The organism is Rheinheimera sediminis, from assembly GCF_004005375.1.
In the GTDB taxonomy this organism is placed as follows: domain Bacteria; phylum Pseudomonadota; class Gammaproteobacteria; order Enterobacterales; family Alteromonadaceae; genus Pararheinheimera.
The window spans coordinates 97,312-111,897 of record NZ_RZUF01000014.1 but is presented as its reverse complement, the minus strand read 5'-3'; the positions used below and the strand labels follow the sequence as shown (position 1 = coordinate 111,897).

Below are 14,586 nucleotides of genomic sequence, written 5' to 3'. Positions count from 1 at the left end.
TCAGATGTTTAGACTTGCTTTCAACTATGCAAAATATGTGGTGCTGCTGCTGACGTTCTGTTCGCTCCATGCCTGCAGTGGCAACCCCAACAGCCCTTCGGTGCAGGACGCTGCTTCCACTGGTTCAGTTCAGCAGCAGTTTTCGGATTACAATACCAATCCAGCAGCGCCGGATAAGACTGGAATGAGCAGTACTGCCAGAGAACTGGCCAGCCGTATCCGGATAGGACTGAATAAAGGCAATACGCTGGAGGCTGTTGGCAACCAGGGGGAAAAATCCTGGGGCAACCCAGCCATTACAGCCGACTTTATCGCCCTGGCAAAAAAATCTGGTTTTAATGCGATACGTTTACCTGTGTCCTGGGACCAATATGCAGATCAGAGCACTGCCGCTATCGATCCAGCCTGGCAAAATCGCATTAAACAGGTGGTGCAGTACTGCATCGATAACGACTTGTATGTGCTGGTGAATATTCACTGGGATGGTGGTTGGCTGGAGCGCAATGTAACGCCTGAAAAACAGCAGCAGGTGAATGCCCGCCAAAAAGCCTACTGGCAACAAATCGCTACTTTATTGCGTGATTTTGACGAGCGTCTGATCTTTGCCAGCGCCAACGAGCCACATGCCGAAAACGCTGAGCAGATGGCGGTGCTGTTGTCTTATCACCAGACCTTTATTGATACAGTCCGGGCCACAGGCGGCAAAAACAGCTACCGGACTTTGGTGGTGCAAGGACCGTCCACTGATATCGAAAAAACCCGCAACTGGATGCATCAGCTTCCTGAAGATCCAACTAAAGATCGCATGATGCTGGAGCTACACTATTACAGCCCCTATAACTTCACCCTGATGGCTGACGATGCATCCTGGGGCAAAGCGGCCTACTACTGGGGTAAAGACTTTATGTCTGACAACGATTCTGAACGCAACGCCAGCACAGATGAAGACTACGTCGATCAGATGTTTAGCTCTGTGAAAAAACAATTTGTAGACGCAGGCATACCCGTTATTTTGGGCGAGTTTGGTGCTGACATCCGCGGTAAGCTGACAGGTGACGAGCGAACACGCCACCTCAATAGCAGGGCTCACTATTTTAACTACGTGACCAAAAGCGCCATAGCACATGGCCTAGTGCCCTTTTACTGGGACACTGGTTCTTTGCTGGACAGGCGCCAAAACAAAGTACTGGATCAACAAGCCCTGAATGCGCTGATGTCAGGCAGCAGCGCATTCAAATAAGCAGCAAGCGGGAGTCAAGGCAGCAGCCGAATGGCTCCCAGTTTCATCTGGCCCGATAAGGTCTGGTTTGCCAAAGCCGGGTCCGCTGCATGGATAAACACCGCCAGCTGACTAAGCTCTCCACCGCTAAAACACTGCTGCTGATTACAAAACTTCTGTAGTTCAAGCTTCACGTCCTGGCCTTGCCTGAACTCAGTTCCGGGCTGTACAGGCCACTGGCTGAGATCCACGCTCTGGTAGTAACTTTTTCCAGCACTGAACAGTTCCAGCGCCAGACGCTGCATCTTTTGATCAGGTTGCAGATAGAAGCTCAGGTGCCGGCCCGCCGCCAGCATAACAGGCTGTTGTGGCATATAACGTAAGCCGGTATGGCCAGCTGGATGCAACTTGTACCTGGCTTGCAATACACAGTCGTTTGACGCAGTACAAAGTGCCTCAACCTGCACGCCATCGCCAGTGCCAGCGATCAGTTGCTGTAAGCGCTGCGAAAAGCCTCTGGACCAGTTGGGATCAAACAGCGTTGTGGCATCAGGCTGTGGCTGAGCCGGTAACAAGGGCAGTTTTTCAGTCAGAAGCTGACCGTTTTTCAGGTCAGCATGGAACTCCAACTGCAAGGGCAGTTGCTGAAACGACAACTGATCCAGCGGCAGCTCTGCAATCCAGTACCACTTTTGTTGCTGCAAAGGCCAGCTCTTGCCCTGAGCCCGCACTGTGACTTGTTTGACGGGCTGAGCAGATTGTACCTTCAGTTGCACCAGTACCTTGCGCTGTACTGGCTGCCAGGCCAAAGGCGACATCAACACCAGTTGTTCAGCCGCTGGGGCTACCACGACATCCTGCTGATACAAAGTGGCTGGTAGTTTATTTGCCAGTAGCAGATAAGGCTGGGCGGCAAAAGCTTTAAAATCATCAACCCGCACTGCAGGCTCAGTCGACAGAGGAACATAACTGTGCTCAGCAGTAAAATTAGCCCAGGTCATCATGTAAACCAGCTGCGAAGCCAGAGGGTCAGCCTTTAAAGCCTGCAACAAAGGCAGGTAAAAACCAGCTTTGGCTTCATTAGGCTTACCCTGACCAAATTCGGTTAAGGCCGCGACTTTGCCTCTTTCTTTGGCAAATTCCACTAAAGTCCGGCTGGTGGCAACCACAGACTGGATCCAAGCCTCTGTATCGCCGTGCTGGTAATCGTCAAACCCCAGCACATCGACATAAGCATCGCCCGGATAACGCTCGGCAAAAGCTGCTTTATCGCCGGCAAAACCTGAAGCAGGTGAATAGGCATACAAAAAATTGTGTACGCCTTTTTCCAGCCGCAGGTAATCAACAATAAAGCGAAACAAAGCTTTGTATTGTTCAGGGCTGCTTTGTGCTGCCCCCCACCAAAACCAGCTGCCGGTGTTTTCGTGCAGCACACGGAAGATCACCGGAATGAAGCTGCCATCATCCGCTTTGAGCTGATGAGCCCAGTCAGCCACCTGATCCAATTCAGCTGTAAATTTCTGATGAAAACTGCCACCTGGCAGTATTTGCGCCACCGCAGGTTGGGTGTCCCAAAAGTCCCCTCCTGTCACAGGGTTATAAAAGTGAGTACTGATGGTAATAATACCGCCAGCTCTGTATGCGGCCTTAACAGCAGCGCTGATATCCCCTTCGGGTTTTGGCTGAATAATAGATAAAGTATCCCAGCCATAAATGGCAGGCATCTGCCCTGTTAGGCTGGCGATATCAGAATGGGCTTTGGCGTCGAATTTTTTACTCAGCACTTTGGTGCTGGCGTGCTGCTGGCCAAATAAAATGCCCTTGCCCTGCTGTTGATGCAAATACTGCAGCAAGGAGCGGCCTTGTGCTGTCAGTTCAGGGTCAGCTGCGGTTAAAGGTTGGGCGCTTAAAGGTTGAGCAGTGAAAACAGACAGGCTCAGACTGAGCACTAACGCTGTTACTCTATGTGTTAGATTCATGGAGAGTCCTCAAAACAGATGCGCTGCAGCGAGGGAAAGGGAGACTGCAGCGCATCTTAAAAAGGCGATGGGCACAGTGCCCATCGGTTTTTTGGCTTTGTAGTTACAGACGGGCACGTACACCTAAAGTGATACGACGCTCCTGCACTGACATGGAGTGGAACTGGCTTTCAAACTGAGCATAACTGCGCTGATTGGTTTCAGTTAAGTTGGTGCCCTGCAGATAGACAGTCAGATGTTGGTTTGGATCGTAGTTAATCGAAGCATCCAGATAGCCTGCGTCTCTGGCCCAGTTACCCAGGCTGATAGGCGCTTCGTTGGTATTTAAGCCAACCCGGCCGTTAAACTGTTTACTACGCCAGTTGTAAGCCACACGGGTACTGAAAGGACCGGCCTGATACCACAACACCGCATTGTACTGGTGCTTGGAGTTGGACTGCAGCGGGAAGGGATTACCTTCCAGATCTTTGTCCGTCGATTCACTGTCCGAGTAAGTGTAGTTCAACTCTGAACCTAAACCGTTAAAAGGCTCAGGCAAGAAGTTGTACGACTGTTTATAACCCAGCTCAAAACCTTTCAGGTCCGAAGCACCGACATTTTTTGTCGTCCAGACGTTGACGCTGCGACGGATCACACCATCAGAATCGGCGTACTGGCGCTGTTCCTGTAAGGTCTCAGTCGCGCTTTTGACGTCGATCAGGAAAATGCCAGCGCCTAAAATGCCGCCTTCGGCAAAGTACCATTCAGCTGAACTGTTGTAGTTCACAGCACGCCATGGTTTCACATTCGGATTCCCCTGATCGTTACCACCACCAGCACTGGTGACTGTGCGCTCTGTGCCATCCGCATCTGTCACAGTGTACTGCTGATACCACAAGGTTAAACCTTCGCCTACGTTGACTAAATCGTTACGGCTCATGGTTTTAGCATAAGAGAAACGTACTACTACATCGTCATGTGGGAAGAAGTTGATGTTGGCTGAAGGTAAGTAATCAGTGAAATCAACTTCAGTCACTTTAGTGCCAGTGGCTTTGAATACTGAGTTCCAGGATTGGCTACCATCAGCACCACCACCAAAATGGTTACCTTCTTCATAATACAAAGGCACTTCACTTTGCACTACGGTACGGTCAGTGCGAACCACCTGTAAGCCCACATTACCAGAATAAGGGATACCCCAAATACCTATGGCATCGTCAAAATTGCCCTGGAAATAAGCCGAAGTTGAACGTTCTTCCACATTATAGGCTTTGGCCGGGTCGTTAAACTTCTGCGCGCCGGGATAAACAAAGTCCATAAACTGAGCCAAGTTATCCAGCGACTTAGGATCTAAACCTGCCACTCCGGATTCAAAGCCTTTAAAAGGACCAAAGTCGGTGTAAGAAATCAGCTGACTTTGTAAGTCAGTGGCAGCAGGTAAACCCAGATTGCCATCGCCTTTAAAATCACGCCAGTCCGGATAACGTTGCCATACCTTGTCGCCCGGTAACATTTGGAACCACAGGTCTGGGTCTACGCTTGGATCTTGCCAGGTGGAATAGCGACCTGTAGGAGTCAGATAGTCATAACGGGTGGTATCGACATCACGGGTGCCCACACGGGCGCCAAATTCGAAGGAACTGAAATTTCCAAGTTCATACTCGTACTTACCATCGGCGCGGAAAGCGTCCATGCTGGCTTCGTCTTTAATCCCATAAGCATAAGCCTGATACAGGTTCAGCCTGTCTACGCCAGACAAGTTATCGGTATAGCTAAAAGTTGGATATTCAGTTCTGAAATCCACAGTTACGTTAAACGGATCTCTTGGGTCATTCTGACCATTATTGTCTGCATCTATCCAGTACCAAGCCGGAGTGCCTTGCTGGAAGGTGGCGTCTTCGTAAACTTTTTCTGCTGTCGCATAGACATAACGCACTGAGCCGGTAAAAGGACCTCCATCGTCAAAGTTTAGCTGCAGATTGGTATTCACTGCATCTGTATGGTTTTGACGACTACGGGTTGTGGCCTGAAAATCCGGCGCTTCAATCACAGCAACCTGCAGTGAATGCAGTACCCGGTCTGGCGCACCACCAATGCCCGGCACTGTGGCTTCTTCAGTCAAGACTGAGCCAGGTCTTAAAACGTCGTAATTGGAGTTGTTACTACCGTTAAACTGAGTTTCGATACCCCGGTCAAACTGATCCATTTTGGTGTAAAACACCTCGGCACTGGCGGTCCAACTTGAATTAAGCACTTTTTGCAATGAACCGGCAAAACCTTCTCTTTCACGCTCCATCACATAAGCTTTGACGCCATAACCTGCTGGCACCAGAAATCTGTCATTGACTGTATTACCATTGCCATTTAAATCTGTTGGATCGCCACCAGCGTTCGGCCAGGCCATACGTGAATCTTCATACATCTGGTAGTTGGCTGAGTTGCTGTTTGAATTAAAAGCAGCCAGCGTAAAGCCAATATCACCATTGTTAAAACCAACAAAAGCATTGGCATCATGGTTGTCTTTTTCTGTAATTGAACCTCGTGAGCCTTCAACACCCGCTGATGCGGTCCAGCCCTGCGACATCTGCAAAGGTTTACGGGTTTTTAAATCCACCACACCAGAGATACCACCGGCAATCATCGAAGCGGGCATCGACTTGTGCACATCCACAGATGAAATCATCGCAGATGGAATATCAGAATAGTTGGCCTGTACATTGGTAATAGACCATGGACTCAGGAACTGCTCGCCGTTCAGTGTCGTCAGAACCTGCGGCATACCACGCACGTTTAAACTGGAGCCCTCACCTGCAGTTCTGTCAATCTGTACACCGGTGATACGCTGTAACGAATCGGCAATAGTGGCATCAGGTAACTTACCTATATCTTCAGCCACAATAGAATCTACGATGTTACTGGCTGCCCTTTTGACATCAATGGCCGCTTCCTGGGCGCGACGTATGCCTTTGACGCTAATAATTTCGATATCTTTGTCGGATTTTTTATTGTCGCTTGCTGGAGTCGCATCATCCTGCGTCTGGCTGTTTTGTTGCGCCTGAGCTACAGATAACGCCAGCGCACAGCTTACCGCCAATAGCGAGAGCTTCAGCGGCAATCGAGCTGATGTGTTCATTTGTTCCACCCCTATCTTACTGTTTTTATGATTATTTTAAGTGTCAGATAATGTCGGCGAGCCCCAAGACGCCCTGTCATCCTTCACCCTGTTGTTGGCTTTGTTATGGTCTTTCGCTTTTATAGCAGCGCTGTTTTACCATTCTGGTGCAGTACAGCTGAGAACTGCACCAGAACAAAAATATAACCGGTTACATTAGCATGCAAGAGCAAATTAGAAATAAATCTGTAATTACAATCAGACAAAAACGACTTAAACGCCAAATAACATAGGCTTAGGACCAAAAACGCTCACTACTTATACGACTAAAGTCTAGCCGGCTTTCCGCTAGAAACACCAATGAAACTGGTTACAGTGAAATACTGAGCAACCAGCACCAATTCAGTCCAATAAATTGAGGTACAGTAACAACCTGGATAACAGCCTGCATATTCAGCCGGACTGATTCAGTTCACTCACAGTTTCTGTTAAACTCTGCCGCGCCTTTTTTCAGCCACAGAAGAAGTGATGATGACTCTTGCAACTCAGGTCCTGGCAGTCAATGACGACTTGCCTATTCGTACAGATTTACCTGTTCATTCAGGCAAAGTTCGCAGTGTGTACTGGCTGACTGCCGCTGACAGCGAGCGGTTGATCCGGGAAAAAAATTACCCTGTAGCACCAGACACGCCACTGGCCATCATGGTGATCAGCGACCGCATCTCGGCTTTTGACTGCATCTGGCATGGCGAAAATGGCTTAAACGGTGTGCCTGGCAAAGGTGCAGCATTAAACGCTATCTCGAATCACTGGTTCGCCTTATTTAAACAACATGGTTTAGCCGACAGCCATATTCTGGATATTCCGCATCCGCTAGTGTGGATAGTACAAAAAGCCCGTCCGCTTAAAATTGAAGCCATAGCCCGCCAGTACATTACCGGTTCTATGTGGCGCGCTTACAGCAAAGGCGAACGTGAATTCTGTGGTATTACCCTGCCGGAAGGCCTGCAAAAAGATCAAAAACTGCCGGAAATATTAATAACTCCATCCACTAAGGGCATTCTGACTGGCCTGGCAGGTGTGCCGGAAGCAGACGATGTCAACATTTCCCGTGCCGATATTGAACGTCATAGCGCTGCTTTTGGGTTTGAACAGTTGTCTGACATCAGCTTATACGAAACCCTGTTAAAACAAGGTTTTGGCGTAATAAGCGACGCTTTAGCTGCACTGGATCAGATGTTTGTCGACACCAAATTTGAATTTGGTTATGTCAACGACGCCAATGGCCAAAGCAAACTGATTTATATGGACGAAGTGGGCACACCAGACAGCTCACGTATTTGGGATGGCGCCAGCTGGCGCAGTGGCAGCATTGTCGAGCAATCGAAAGAAGGCTTCCGTCAGTGGCTTTTGAGTAACTTCCCGGACCCGGATATTTTACTGAATAAAGACCGTATGCCAGAGCGTGCAGCACTGGCGCGCGACAACGCCCTGCCCACTGAAGTGATGATGGATATTTCCCGCACTTACCTTGGCATAGCGGAAAAAGTCACAGGCCGGAAAATTGAATTAGCAGCCAACCCTAAAGCCGAAATTATTGAGGTGTTGGGCCGTGATTATGGCTTGATAGTCGGTTAATTCTGCGGGGTCAGGCCTGACACCGTTAGTTTAAAGAGACAACAGATGATCCGTCAGGCAACAACCGCAGATGCAGCAGCTATTGCAGCCATTTATAACCACTATGTGCTAAACACTACTGTTACTTTTGAAGAACAGACAGTGACCACTGAACAAATGGCCGAGCGTATAGAGCAAGTACAAAACGATGCTTTACCCTGGTTGGTGCTGGAACGAAGTGGCGACCTGTTGGGTTATGCTTATGCTACGAAATGGCGGGTACGATCGGCTTATCGATTTTCGGTGGAAAGCACGGTTTATGTCAAAGATGCAGTGACAACCAAAGGCATTGGCAGTCAGTTGTACCAGCAACTACTGGCTGAATTAAAGGCTTTGGGTTTGCATCTGGTGATTGGTGGCATCACTTTGCCTAACGACAAAAGCGTAGCGCTGCATGAAAAGTTTGGCTTTGAGAAATGTGGCCACTTTCATCAAGTAGGTTTTAAGTTTGAACAGTGGCGCGATGTGGGCTACTGGCAAAAGTTGCTATAGCAGCCCGCAGTTTTTTCAGGTTATACCCATAGTCCTTAAAGTTGCTGCTTTGTTGACTGCACCATTTCGTCCCGGTCACATAGGTTTATCAGGCTACCGGGGGTCTCACTGGCTTGTCACCTCGTCGAAACTTCAAGTCACTTGGGTATAAAGGTCAATAGGCGCTATTTTTTTATATCGGATAGCACTTTTTGCAACAGCGCTTGGGTCGACCAATCCAGCTCGTTATGGGTTAAAGCCGGAGTGTAATACTGACCATTGGCTCTGGGTCTGTTGACATAAACTTTGTTCGGGATAATCACCTTGCCAAGGCCTGATGGTAGTGGCTCGAATCTGACATCCATATAAGTGGAATCGGCACTGCTGGGTGCACCAGCCAGTTTGGTATTTTCAAACAAGCTAAATACATCCACTGCATCCAGACAAGCACTGGCACATTGGCCCGGCATAATGACATATACAGGTGCATGCAGAGGTGGCAGCTCTGCAGTTGGATCTGGCAGGACCGAGGCTACATCAGCTTCAGTGTCATTGCCTTCAACGTAAAAAGCATTGCCCGTTTCCAGCGACTTTTGCATACCCTGCCCTACAGCCTGGATCCAGGGCAACATCGTGGTTTGGCCCTGAGCTTTAAGAACATCATATAAAGATTTTACATAGGCTGTATTACCGCGGGATGCAAACCACCAAACTTCGGTATTTCTAAACAAGGCGTTACCCAGAGATTCCACCCGCTTTTTGCCCCATAAAGCACTGGCAACCTGAACACTCCAGTACGAGGATCCACCCTGGTTGTGGCGTAAATCCAGCACTATAGCCTTTGCCTGCAACAGCAGTGATCGCTGCTGCTCAAGGCTACTGAATAAGCTTTCATACAGCTTGATCTCATCAGCATCAGGACTAAAAGTAGGCATAGCAATCCAGGCTATATCCTGCAGCCAAGTTAAGCCAATAGCTAACTTGTCACCATTATAAGCGGCCTCAACATGCTGCATAGCAGTGGCAGGACGCTCCACCCAATTTAAAGTGATATCAACAGCTTCAGCACCGGATTTTACCAGTTGGCATTGCTTTAAAGGCGGATTAAATGGATTACCATCATCCAGCAGCAGCCTGCCGCCATAAGACCACCAATGTCCTGGCTGGCCTGCTTGCCCTGCAAAAGCAAACACTCTGTCTTTGATCAGGCTTTCTACTGGCTTACCTTCACAAGACAGCACCTGCATTCCTGCTGTTACACCAGTCTGCTCACTGTAATACACCCATAAGGCATCGCCGCGCCAGACGGTATTAAAACCAGGCCAGCGTCTGATGGCGGGTACTGAATCAGGTAAAGTAGCATAAGCTCCGGCATGACCGTCCTGCAAACTGGTGCTGAAACGGTCAATAGCTGCTTCATAGCCGTAGGCATCCGTCACTTGGGTGCTCAATAAAAGTGCATTGGTTTTGGCTTGCAATAACTGCTGTCGAAAATCAGGGTTTTGCCTGTCAGCCATACCAGGATGGTTTTCAGCCGTTATTTGATAAGCAGCTTCAATATCCTGACGGGTGAGTTCTGCCCATTCCTGAGCGCTAGCAGGCACTGTAGCGTAAACACGAACAGGAAAGACTGCAGCAGACCATACAAATGCCAGAATGAAGACTACAACTTTTATAGCAGAATCCATGAGTTACCATACTACAAAAAAGAAAAACAATAACTTAGCACTGCTTGGGCTTCAAGCTGATTTCCCGATAAGCGTAATTTTTTGTATTCCACAGCATATGAGGTCGTCATGCTATTCAGCACACCTGACTCAAGCAGATAAGGCGTCTTTGCCAAAAAGTAGGATTAGATGCTGTTGAATAATTCACAACGCTCAGATCGCATTCTGCCGGACTGTAAGAGGATCCACATCAGCTAATCACGCAGCTCAGTTCGCTGTTGGTTTTTCTTGCTTTAACAAACGCCTTAAACTGCGCGCGTCTTCAAAACCAATTTCGTAAGCGATCTGTTCACGACTAACACTGCCTTCGGCTTGAAGTTGCAGTGCCAAAGCCAGCCTGACCTGTTGAAGTACCTGGCGATAGCTAGTGCCCAATTCTGCCAGCTTGCGCCTCAGACTGCGTTCGCTTAACCCTAAAGCTCTGGCCGTGGCTTCAATGTTTTCTATCTGAGGCATAGTGCGAATGATCCGGCTCTCCACCCACTGTAGCAGGTCACGATCAGCCACCTCGGTTTTTAATACCTGATCCAGCACAGTTATTACTTCTGCATACACAAAAGGATCAGACTGGATATTCGGCTGATCCAGTACTTTGCCACTGAAAGTAATACTCAGCTCAGGCTGCTCAAACAGCACTGGACAGTTACAGAGCAACTGTAGCCTTTTTGCATCTTTAGGTTTGTAAGGTGTAGTGACCTGAAGTACAGGATGTAGATTGGTTTTGATGAAGTTAAGTGAGGTCATGATCACAGCCAGAGCTTCCTGCATCACAAAACGCCGCACCGGTGAATCAATAAAACGTGGCCGGATCATAATACGCAGGTCAGAACCTGCGAGAGCAACAGCCTCAAACTCAATCATTGAGCCGGTAATACGATGGTATTTACCCGCAGTTGAAATAGCCTGTCGCAGATTTGCACTAGCCAACATAGCACTGGCAACTAGTCCCATAGAAGCAAAAGGTTGGCGCATCCCCACAGCCAGACCTAAATCTGGATCGGCGGCTAATTCTGTCGCCCTTAGCAACAATTGTTGACTCTGTAAAAAAGTGAGGCGATCGCGCCCTGGCAAGAAACCATCTGCGTTGAAAATTTTCCACAAAGGGTCCTGCCTGATTGGAAGGCCCCTGTGCTGCAGTTCGTGGAAGGTATGGAATAAAATCTGCGGCGTTATCGAAATCCGTTCCTGACGCGCCAATAACTCTGTACTCACTCCAGGCTCCATTTTTATTTTGTGGAGGTCTGCCCTTTTACGAGCCAACCCCCAACAGAATTTACACCGAAAATCGTTTTACCCGTCCTGCCAATTCATCACTGCTACCTAAGGTGTCACGCACTGTCAGTTGGATGCGCTGGGCAATCTGATTCAATTGCTTCGACATGTCCGACAAATGGCTCAGGTTTTTAGTGATTTCGTGAGCAACCATGCTTTGCTGCTCTGTTGCGCTGGCTGTTTGCAAGGCGTGATCTTCAATCAATCCCGCCGATTGTTGCACAGAATGAAAAGCCATCCCTACCTGAGTATTCAGCTGCTCGGTGTTATCGGCTAAAGTGACACCTTGCTGAATACTACTGACTACGTCAGCTACCCCAGATTGTAATTGCTGGATCATCTGGCGAATATGTTCAGTTGATTGCTGAGTTTTACTGGCCAGAGCCCGGACTTCGTCAGCAACCACTGCAAAGCCACGCCCCTGATCGCCAGCTCTGGCCGCTTCTATCGCGGCATTAAGCGCAAGCAAATTGGTTTGTTCTGCAATGGTCTGGATCACTCCGGTGACAGAAGCAATTTGCTCCGACTGATTAGCCAAATCCCCAACCACCACCGCAGCATGCTGCACCTGTTGCGACAACTGATGCAAACGTTCTGTTGATTTTGCCAACGCATGCTGCCCTTGGTTAGATGTTTCAGATAACTGATGCACCTGATGCGCCGTTTCTGCGGCATTATGCGCCACGTCTTTGGTAGCACCACTCATTTCCTCTATAGCTGTCACTATCATATCCAGCGCCTGATCCTGCTGCAAACTAAGCTGACTGGCCTGCTCTGCGGTCACCCCCATCTGCTGCATCTGAGTTTGCACAGACAAGCAGCCACGCTTTACTTCGCCAATCAGGCTGCCAAGTTTAGCGATAAATTCGTCCAGAGCCCGGCTTAAATCTCCAGTCTCGTCCAGCCTTTTGCTATTGATACGTCTAGACAAGTCACCGTCGCCACTGCTGATTTGCTCCACATCCACTGTCACAGTGCGGATTGCATCTGAAATCCGCCGCGGCGCTATCCAGGCCATCAGTAAACTGCCCAACACCACCAGAGTCGCAATCACAGTAACCACCAGCTTAAAGCGAGCCGCCAGTTGATCAATTTGTTTCCGCTCTGCGGCTGCATATTTGCTGATTAATGCCTCGGATCCATCGTACAGCTCCCGTAACTGGCTAAACACCTGCTCAGATTGAGCGAGCGACTGCTGAATATCCTCGGCCGATGAAGTGTCACGACTCAGCAGCAACTGAGTGTCTTTCTGCCACTGCTGATATAACCCGGAAAAAGGTTCCAGGTAAGTGACAATTTCATCCAATTCTACAGTTAACTTCTGAAATGTCTGCATCCGCTGCAAAGCCTGACTGGCGTTACTTTCTGTATCAGCACGCCAGCTGGCTCGCTGCACGGCATCTGCCGTTGTATTAGTCAGCAAATTGGTCAACGCCAGCCTGGATTGATAAAGATCCCGATCTGCATTCTGAATTAAAGAGGCACCGTCGGCATAACGGCCAACACTGGATTGAATAAAACTGATCAGCAAAAACGACGCTGCGACTACAGCCAAAAACACCAGGCTCAAGCAACTAAACACTAGGGTATAGCGGGAACGAATGGTGCGAAACCAAGACATAAGACACTCCTTTTAAGCAACGGGTCTTCTGTGATCTGCAGTAAGAACCGCAGGTCAAAGCGGCATATGGCAGAAATGAATGGGTATATACAAGGGCTGCAGTGGGAAGCAGCAGTGTTCAAGGTTCTAAATCAAACACATATTCCTTATTTGGAAAATCCTAACAGAGGTTGCCGACTTAGCAAGGAGATAAATCAGGAACTATGCATATATTTTAGCTGCCAGCCGGATAGCGAATCAAAGCTGAGAATAGGCGGTAAAATTATTTTAATAATGGCCGATTTTGTCCACTTTTCGGCCGAAGCCGCCCTTACTGCCGTTACTTACTCGTCATATGCTCATTTAAACACCAAGGCATTTTGCTTGCCCGGCACCACACACAAGGAGTACCTCTATGAAGAAGCGATTGCCGAAACATTGGCTCGGCGCTGCTGCATCTATGCTGGCAAGCAACATGGCTTTTGCCGGAGCTTTAGAGCAAAGTAATCAAGGCATTCAATTGCTGTTTGAAGACAGCAACTATGCCGAACTGGGCTGGGCTAAAGTCTGGGTTGATGTGGAGGGAACGGACCTGCTCGGAGTCAATACTGGCGACGTTGCACCGTCCTATGGCATGGGCACTCTGGGCGTGAAACTGCAGCTGACACCGGACTGGTCCGCTGCCTTGCTGGTCGATCAGCCGTTTGGCATTACGGTCAATTATAGCCAGGCGTCGCCCCTGTATGCCGGTACTGCCGCCCGAGTAGACAGCACCGCGACCACCGCACTGCTGCGCTATAAATTCAATCCCCACTGGAGCTTGTATGCAGGTCCCAAAGTGCAGTGGCTCAACGCCGACGTTACCTTGGGCGGTCTGGCAGCTGACGTATTTTCCGGTTACCAGTTGAAGATAGATCGTGAAACAGGCTTGGGCTACGCAGCAGGTGCATCCTATGAACTGCCCGAAATTGCACTGCGAATTGCACTGACCTATCACGCTGAAATCAGCTATGCCAGTGCGACCACAGAACGTTTACCCGAAGCATTGGGCGGGCCAGTGACCATTCAGAATGACGCCCACTTCAAAACACCACAGTCCGTCAATCTGGATTTCCAGACCGGTATTGCAGAAAACACATTGCTGTTTGGTCTGGTGCGCTGGGTGGACTGGTCGGCTTTTGAGCTATCCCCCAGTACTTTTAGTGAACTAACAGGCGAACCTTTAGCCGGTTATCCGAACGATATCAGCACCTATATGCTCGGCGTTGCCTATCAGCTAACGACTGAACTGACCCTTGCCAGCACGCTGGCGTTTGAAGATGAACGCAACAGATACGGATCAGCACTGGGCCCGGTAAACGGTTTTACCAGCTTTGGCTTGGGCTCAGTGTACAACAGCGGACCAGTCCGCCTGAGTCTGAGCGCTGGCTATTACCAACTGCGGGATACCGATCCTGTCAGTGCAGACACAGTAACAGGACAATTCAGAGACAACAGCCTGACGGCTGTTGAACTGAAAATGGGCTACAAATTTTAACCAGGAGCACAGC

10 protein-coding genes are annotated in these 14,586 nt (G+C 49.1%); 5 read left to right on the top strand and 5 right to left on the bottom strand.

The annotated features are described in order from the left end of the window. The first annotated feature begins 4 nt into the window (after positions 1-4). Positions 5-1,240 (top strand): glycoside hydrolase family 5 protein, encoded by a 1,236-nt coding sequence (locus EMM73_RS11185; protein ID WP_222422648.1) that lies wholly within the window; start codon positions 5-7, stop codon positions 1,238-1,240. 14 nt (positions 1,241-1,254) lie between these two features. Here EMM73_RS11185 and EMM73_RS11180 read toward each other — a convergent pair whose 3' ends face one another. Next, positions 1,255-3,198, bottom strand: a complete 1,944-nt coding sequence (locus EMM73_RS11180; protein WP_127686518.1) for a glycosyl hydrolase — start codon at positions 3,196-3,198, stop codon at positions 1,255-1,257. 103 nt (positions 3,199-3,301) lie between these two features. Beyond that, on the bottom strand, positions 3,302-6,310 hold the full coding sequence (locus EMM73_RS11175; RefSeq protein WP_127686517.1) for a TonB-dependent receptor: 3,009 nt from the start codon (positions 6,308-6,310) through the stop codon (positions 3,302-3,304). Positions 6,311-6,817: 507 nt separating this feature from the next. Here EMM73_RS11175 and EMM73_RS11170 point away from each other — a divergent pair. After that, complete coding sequence (locus EMM73_RS11170) at positions 6,818-7,927, top strand: phosphoribosylaminoimidazolesuccinocarboxamide synthase (protein WP_261373384.1); 1,110 nt, start codon at positions 6,818-6,820, stop codon at positions 7,925-7,927. Between the two features lie 45 nt (positions 7,928-7,972). Next, positions 7,973-8,458, top strand: a complete 486-nt coding sequence (locus tag EMM73_RS11165) for an arsinothricin resistance N-acetyltransferase ArsN1 family B (protein WP_127686516.1) — start codon at positions 7,973-7,975, stop codon at positions 8,456-8,458. A gap of 164 nt (positions 8,459-8,622) precedes the next feature. Here the strand turns inward: EMM73_RS11165 and EMM73_RS11160 are convergent, their stop codons facing one another. The 3 genes from EMM73_RS11160 to EMM73_RS11150 all read right to left on the bottom strand — a co-directional run bounded on the left by EMM73_RS11160 (position 8,623) and on the right by EMM73_RS11150 (position 13,057). Next, the gene (locus tag EMM73_RS11160) at positions 8,623-10,125 is read right to left on the bottom strand and encodes a S41 family peptidase (protein WP_127686515.1); all 1,503 of its coding nucleotides are present in this window, start codon (positions 10,123-10,125) and stop codon (positions 8,623-8,625) included. A 246-nt stretch (positions 10,126-10,371) separates the two neighbouring features. Then, positions 10,372-11,376 carry an AraC family transcriptional regulator ligand-binding domain-containing protein gene (locus EMM73_RS11155; RefSeq protein WP_186435193.1) on the bottom strand — a complete coding sequence of 335 codons (1,005 nt, stop codon included), beginning with the start codon at positions 11,374-11,376 and terminating at the stop codon, positions 10,372-10,374. Between the two features lie 61 nt (positions 11,377-11,437). Continuing rightward, the gene (locus EMM73_RS11150; RefSeq protein ID WP_127686513.1) at positions 11,438-13,057 is read right to left on the bottom strand and encodes a methyl-accepting chemotaxis protein; all 1,620 of its coding nucleotides are present in this window, start codon (positions 13,055-13,057) and stop codon (positions 11,438-11,440) included. A 66-nt stretch (positions 13,058-13,123) separates the two neighbouring features. On the opposite strand from EMM73_RS11150, the gene EMM73_RS20055 reads away from it, so the two are divergent. Together EMM73_RS20055 and EMM73_RS11145 are read left to right on the top strand one after the other, a co-directional pair. After that, positions 13,124-13,543 (top strand): hypothetical protein, encoded by a 420-nt coding sequence (locus tag EMM73_RS20055; protein WP_186435192.1) that lies wholly within the window; start codon positions 13,124-13,126, stop codon positions 13,541-13,543. Beyond that, entirely contained in the window at positions 13,452-14,573 is a 1,122-nt protein-coding gene (locus tag EMM73_RS11145; RefSeq protein ID WP_127686512.1) for an OmpP1/FadL family transporter, read from the top strand. Before EMM73_RS20055 ends, EMM73_RS11145 begins: the two co-directional genes overlap by 92 nt. Positions 14,574-14,586: the final 13 nt, after the last annotated feature.

Coding starts and splice junctions, on each gene's coding strand:
- EMM73_RS11170 (WP_261373384.1), top strand. CDS start 6,818: ATGATGACTCTTGCAACTCAGGTCCTGGCAGTCAATGACGACTTGCCT.
- EMM73_RS11180 (WP_127686518.1), bottom strand. CDS start 3,198: ATGAATCTAACACATAGAGTAACAGCGTTAGTGCTCAGTCTGAGCCTG.
- EMM73_RS11185 (WP_222422648.1), top strand. CDS start 5: ATGTTTAGACTTGCTTTCAACTATGCAAAATATGTGGTGCTGCTGCTG.
- EMM73_RS11150 (WP_127686513.1), bottom strand. CDS start 13,057: ATGTCTTGGTTTCGCACCATTCGTTCCCGCTATACCCTAGTGTTTAGT.
- EMM73_RS11165 (WP_127686516.1), top strand. CDS start 7,973: ATGATCCGTCAGGCAACAACCGCAGATGCAGCAGCTATTGCAGCCATT.
- EMM73_RS11145 (WP_127686512.1), top strand. CDS start 13,452: ATGAAGAAGCGATTGCCGAAACATTGGCTCGGCGCTGCTGCATCTATG.
- EMM73_RS11175 (WP_127686517.1), bottom strand. CDS start 6,310: ATGAACACATCAGCTCGATTGCCGCTGAAGCTCTCGCTATTGGCGGTA.
- EMM73_RS11160 (WP_127686515.1), bottom strand. CDS start 10,125: ATGGATTCTGCTATAAAAGTTGTAGTCTTCATTCTGGCATTTGTATGG.
- EMM73_RS20055 (WP_186435192.1), top strand. CDS start 13,124: ATGGCAGAAATGAATGGGTATATACAAGGGCTGCAGTGGGAAGCAGCA.